The organism is Moorena sp. SIO4E2, assembly GCF_010671945.1.
Classification (GTDB): Bacteria; Cyanobacteriota; Cyanobacteriia; order Cyanobacteriales; family Coleofasciculaceae; genus Moorena; species Moorena producens.
In genome coordinates, this window is sequence record NZ_JAAHIE010000459.1 from 1 (window position 1) to 5,940 (window position 5,940).

4 protein-coding genes are annotated in these 5,940 nt (G+C 40.4%); 3 read left to right on the forward strand and 1 reads right to left on the reverse strand.

Going from position 1 to position 5,940, the window contains the following annotated elements:
* The first annotated feature begins 605 nt into the window (after positions 1 to 605).
* From F6K37_RS30405 to F6K37_RS30415, 3 genes are all read left to right on the forward strand, one after another.
* A complete protein-coding gene (locus tag F6K37_RS30405; RefSeq protein ID WP_071986927.1) occupies positions 606 to 764 on the forward strand; it encodes a DUF2256 domain-containing protein in 159 nt (52 codons plus the stop codon).
* A gap of 141 nt (positions 765 to 905) precedes the next feature.
* On the forward strand, positions 906 to 1,862 hold the full coding sequence (locus tag F6K37_RS30410; RefSeq protein WP_287254238.1) for an isoaspartyl peptidase/L-asparaginase: 957 nt from the start codon (positions 906 to 908) through the stop codon (positions 1,860 to 1,862).
* A 305-nt stretch (positions 1,863 to 2,167) separates the two neighbouring features.
* Positions 2,168 to 3,859 carry an ArnT family glycosyltransferase gene (locus F6K37_RS30415; protein WP_287254240.1) on the forward strand — a complete coding sequence of 564 codons (1,692 nt, stop codon included), beginning with the start codon at positions 2,168 to 2,170 and terminating at the stop codon, positions 3,857 to 3,859.
* Positions 3,860 to 3,863: 4 nt separating this feature from the next.
* On the opposite strand, the gene F6K37_RS30420 is transcribed toward F6K37_RS30415, so the two are convergent.
* On the reverse strand, positions 3,864 to 5,940 hold a 2,077-nt coding region (locus tag F6K37_RS30420), incomplete at its 5' end, for a HEAT repeat domain-containing protein (RefSeq protein WP_287254242.1).

Below are 5,940 nucleotides of genomic sequence, written 5' to 3' on the forward strand. Positions count from 1 at the left end.
AGAGGTTGTCTGAGAAGTCTCATTTGCTACATCCAAGCCCCCTAAATCCCCCAATCTTGGGGGACTTTTAGAAGCAAACGGACTCTTTTTCCCCCCAAAGTTGGGGGGCTAGGGGGGCAAAATTCACTATAAAAACACTTTTCAGATATCCTCTTAGTTTGATTAATGGTTATCTAGTTATCGATTAGTTGGGACAGGCGAGAAGAGTTCTTTTGTCCACTACTATAGCATTTCTCCGAGTAATGATGTACAGTCAATTGGCTTATCCTTACTCCCTATTGCCTAAAACCTATTGCCTAAAACCTAGGACGAAGTACTTGATAAGTCGGAAAAATTATAGGTTTTATAAACGAGTTGTGAAAATTCAGAAACCCAAAATCCTGGTGAGTACGGGTATCCTGCCCCCGTGAAATTTCACAACCTATTTAGAATTTCTATAGACAATCAAAACTCAAAAGTGGTCAATTCACGATTAACAATTCACGATTAACAATTAACAATTAACCGCTGTATAATTAACTTTTGTTAAATAAACTTAAATAAACTTGAGATAACTTAATAAAATGTTACAATTATAATTATTCATAGTTTATAATAAAACTAATATGACACGTAAGCAATCCAAATCGAACCTGCCAACAAAAATTTGCCCTGTTTGTCAACGTTCCTTTACATGGCGCCAAAAATGGGAAGATTGTTGGGAGGAAGTCAAATATTGCTCAGAACGCTGTCGCAGAAGGAAATCTGGTGTGAAGCAGGGATGAGGTATAAACGATAACCAGGGCTACTTCCAAAGGTTTTGTCAGTGAACTTTTTGTGTTTTGTATATTTTCATACTTGACACATCAGAGTCTCATAATTCACACTATGTGTTCTAATCCTTAATATTTTCTTCAGTATTGTGTATGTTTGTGAAGACGGTGTGTCCCAAAGTCATTATCCACGGTGGTGCTGGTAGTTCTATAAAAGGCAAAGGAGGGGCTGATGCGATTCGCAAGTCCCTCCACTCAATTATTGAGGAGATTTATGCCTTGTTAGTGAACGGTACTAGTGCGACTGATGCTGTTGTCCGAGGTTGCCAACTGTTAGAAGATGACCCCCGCTTTAATGCTGGAACCGGTTCGGTGTTGCAATCAGATGGGCAAATCCGGATGAGTGCGTCCCTGATGGAAGGTCAATCTCAACGCTTCAGCGGTGTGATTAATGTGTCGCGAGTGCAGCATCCGATTCAGCTGGCAGAAGCGTTGCAAGGCTCCGATGACCGCGTGCTGTCGGACTATGGAGCGGCAGAATTGTTACGAGACCTTCAACTCCCGGTTTACAATCCTATGACGAAGCTGCGGTTACAAGAGTGGCTCCAAGAAAGGCAGGCCAATTTTAGCCATAAGATGGCGGGGGTTATTGCTGAGGACGAATTGGTGACCAGCTCTGAAGCTCGACGGGGAACCATTGGTGTGGTTGTACTAGATGGCCGGGGTCATCTGGCAGCAGGGACCTCTACTGGTGGTAAGGGTTTTGAACGGATTGGTCGCGTCAGTGACTCGGCGATGCCAGCAGGAAATTACGCTACGGCAAATGCAGCAGTGAGCTGCACCGGTATCGGGGAAGACATTATGGAAGAGTGTCTAGCAGCAAGGATTGTGGTGCGAGTCACTGATGGTTTATCCCTGGTTAATGCAATGGAGCGTTCATTTAAGGAAGCTCGGAAGAATCAGCGAGATTTTGCCGCTATCGCTCTAGATGCTAATGGTGCGATCGCATGGGGCAAAACTAGCGAAGTTCTGCTAGCGGCTTATCATACTGGGGAAAAGATTGTGGATACGTTGAATATGACTAAGGATGTGGAATTTTTGTCGATTTAAAGGTATCTGACAACTTACGGATACAGGATGCTGAAATCTTGATAGTTATTATTAATGGCTTTTCGGTACCTGTTAGACTAAGCTATATACTTTAGTCGCCTCAAACTACTATTGTTTATAGCTTTGAGATTTTGATAATTGATTTTTTATACTAAATAGTATCTCAATGGCTAAAAGCGTTGCCTAGCAATACTTTTAGCCATTTTTTCTGAGAGCGACTGCAGTCCCTGCTCCCTAAAACCCAAGACGAAAGTACCTAACCCAATTGAAAACTGCTGTATCGTAAGTAATCAAGCAGACATGATATGAATAGTGCTAAAATGCTCAAAAAATTAGACAAGGTTTTGCTATTTGCTCTTTTCTTGGGTCTAGTTTTCTGTATCTACGGGATTAATTGGGGATGGGTGGAAGAATGGAATCCTGACCAAATGGGCTTTAAAGAACTTTTTCAAGCTGGAAAATTACCTTTCAATCCCGAATCATTTCAGAAGCCACCTTTTCATACCTATTTTGTTTACTTTTTATCTGTTTTACCCTTTGAATTAATCGGCAATACTCTACATCTATCCGCCGATGATATTAATCCAGCTAAACTCCTCTGGTCAAGAATGCTAACAGTTTTTCTGTTTTTAGGTTCAATTATTTTAGTCTATCAGATCTGCAAGAGGTTTTTTGGGGTTTTCCCAGCTCGCCTAGTGACAATTATTTTTGCTACCAGCGCAGGCTTCATCAGCTTTAGTCATTTTTTGACAACAGAGATTCCCGTAATGTTTTGGATGTTATTATCCTTCTATTTCGCTCAAAATATTTTGTTATCTGGCAAGTTATCGGATTATGTTATAGCTGGTTTTTGCACGGGAATTGCCACAGCTACTAAATATAATGGTTTGGCAATAGGAATGGGAATTGTTGTTGCTCATGTTCTTTCCTTGACTTCGAGATCATGGAGGCAATGGAAAAAATCACTGTTCGACAAAAAACTTATTATTGGTCTTTCGATGGTCATTATTGGTTTTTTGGTATGCAATCCCTTTGCCTTACTTGACTATTATACTTTTTGGGAGCATTTTTGGTACAACTATATTGTCACCCCTGTCTATGGGGGAATTGCAGAAGGGAATAGTTTTGGGGAATTTGTTGTCGCCATCCAAGAAATTATCGGTTTACCATCATGGTTAGTGTTTTTGCTTGGCTTCTTATTTTGTTTTTATAGTCTTGCTGTAGACAAGGAAAAACCCCTCGAACATAAAGGGATATTGTTACTTTTTAGTGTATTTTTATTATATTATTTTAAGTTTGGCTCTTTTCCGAGAATGGAAACTCGCTTCGTCATGCCAATAGTTCCTTTTGGTTTAATTATTTCTGGTCTATTCTGGAATAAAATCAAGGGAAATCGGTGGTTAATGATTGGACTTTTACTAGTTATTTTAAGTTACAACTTGATTTGCAGTTTTTATGTGGGTAAGCGTTTTACAGAAGACCCTCGAATGGTAGCTCAAGAGTGGGTAAAAACAAATATTGAAAAGGGAAGTTCAATAGAATCGAGTGCCTATTCTCCACAATTTAGTAAGATACCAGGGGTGATTTTAACAGAACAAATAATGCCAGATATTAGCGGGCGTAAAAAAAAGTTTAGCCGTCTATTTAAAGATAATCCCTGGATCATGGCACGCCTGCAGTGGTCAACACATATACGCTGGGAGAAGGAAGATAGAGAAGAAGATACACAATGGTATAACCTTGAGAGATTGAAAGACCGAAAACCAGACTATATTGCGGTTAATTCCCGCTACTACAAAAGATTTATTGTCCGTCTTAAAAATGACTATCCTTCCCTATACAAATTTTTTAGCGATCTTTTAGAGGAAAACTATCCTTATCACATTGTATTTGACCAAGAATCTCCAAAGGTTCCAGAATGGATTTATCCTAAAACTATTGATTTTCTTCAGAATAGAATGGTGATTTTTGCCAAAAATGATCTGACCTATAACTAATAACCTACTTTGGGTTCTCCAAATTCCATAGAGCATCAATCCCACTACCAACATAGTCTGAGGCTTGGTGCAGCTCAATCCATTGTGCAAGAGCACTGGACACATAACTAGATGGTTTACCTAACTCAGCCAAGGTCTCAGCAGCTGAGGCTCGTACACCAGACTCCTCATCTTTGAGGCACCCCAGCAAGGCAGTGATCACAACTTGTGAAGAATTACCCAACTGGCTCAAGGCATTAATAGTGGCACAACGTACATCAGAATCTTGATCCTCTAGTTGTGGTAGTAGGGCACTGACAACTGTTTCAGAAAGGTTCCCTAACTGACCATTACCTAACTGACCTAAAGCAGTAGCAGCGGCACAACGGAGATCAGAATCTTTATCTTTGAGGCATGTGACTAAAGCACTGACTACGGTTTCACCAGGCTGCTCTAATTTACCCAAGACCGAAGCACTCAAGCAACGAACACGAGAATTTTGATCGTTTAGCCTTGTCAATAAGGCACTCACAACGGTTTTACCATGCTGCTTCAATTTGCCCAATGCCCAGATACTGGAGTAACGAACACGAGCATTTTTATCGTTTAGCCCCATCAACAAGCTATTCACTACTGGCTCAGAAACCTGATCCAATTCACCTAATGCTAAAGCTGCTTCAGAACGAATGGTAGCATCGTCATCTTTTAGCCAGCTCAGCAATGTATTTACTAAGCTTTCTGAAGTATTGTCTAATCTGACAATAGCGCTTAGTGATAAGTTCTGAATATTTTTTTGAAGACTAGTGTGCTCGGTAGTAGTGAGATAATAGTCGGGATAGTCTAATTTAGTTACACTAGTTAATCTATCACTAGTTAATATCTCACTGGCCTGGTGACGCACGGTATTATTTTTATCTTCTAGCCCTGCCAAAAAGGTTTTGAGGACTGTCGGGTTTTGCCCTAATTGGTTTTGCTCTAACTGGTTTTGCCCTAATTGGTTTTGCCCTAACTCGACTTGGCGTTCCTGGGATTGTGTATCTTTCTGAGAGTTGGCTCTATCTTTCAACAGTTGTAAAACGTCAAGTTTAATCTCAGTTTGATTCAAGTCGGAAAGGGTTTGAAAGACTTGCTGATGAATTTGGTAACCAACTCGCCGTGAATCACTGGCTGCTAGGGTAACCAATGCTGCTAAAATCTCTTGCAGTAGGGAATTATCTGCTATCTTCAAGGGTTGAGGATTTTCGGCAAGGCAAGTGGCAGCAAATAATAAATCTCGATGTAACCAAGACTCATACTCACTGTCATGATTTAAAATTTCCTGAATTGCTTTAGCGGCTTTTTTTGGTTTAAGCTGAGCAATTAGTAGGAGCAACACGTCTTGCCAGTGGGAGTCATGGAGATAGTCTTGGATATGAGTCAGGATAATATCAAAATTCTCTTCATTATCGGCTTGATAGTTAATTTCTTGAGCACAAAGATAGTCTTGAAATATTTTATGGATAAAGGCGTAACCATCCAACCCTTGTTGTGTTAAAATGCCAGTGCGATGCTCGGTACGAGCCGCTACGCGATGCTCGGTACGAGCCGCTACGCGAACGCTAATCAAATTAAGCAACCGTTTGGCTTCTGCCTTGGCATCGTATAACTGAATCTGTTTCAGGGTTTGAATTTCTCTACCAAACCAAGCGATCAGTTCATCTCGATTAATTACTATCCTACCTTCTTTCTGCTTTTTACCTTTTTCCTTTTTACTCTCCTGGGTATGCATCCAATACCCGAGACGTTCCATCAATCGTCTGCAATCATTCAATCCCAGATATTTCAGCTTCTGATTATTACTAATATCTGGTTTATTAATATCTGGTTGATTATCCCAGGAGGTTAATAACAGGTCTACTGCCTGGTCATAAAGCTGATAGCGCTCCAAAGGCAATCGGAAATGATAGCGGTGAATTAAAGTAATAATCGTCAACAATAGGGGGTTTTGTGCCAAAAGTTTAATCTGCTGATGCTCAGATAGTAAGTTGCTCAGGCTTTCTTTAAGTCGTTGTGCTTCTGCTTTGTCTTGAATCTGACTATAGTACCAGCGCTGAATAAATTCA

Excerpts from the sequence above, each read along its gene's own strand:
- F6K37_RS30405 (WP_071986927.1), top strand. The coding sequence starts at position 606 with ATGACACGTAAGCAATCCAAATCGAACCTGCCAACAAAAATTTGCCCT.
- F6K37_RS30410 (WP_287254238.1), top strand. The coding sequence starts at position 906 with ATGTTTGTGAAGACGGTGTGTCCCAAAGTCATTATCCACGGTGGTGCT.
- F6K37_RS30415 (WP_287254240.1), top strand. The coding sequence starts at position 2,168 with ATGAATAGTGCTAAAATGCTCAAAAAATTAGACAAGGTTTTGCTATTT.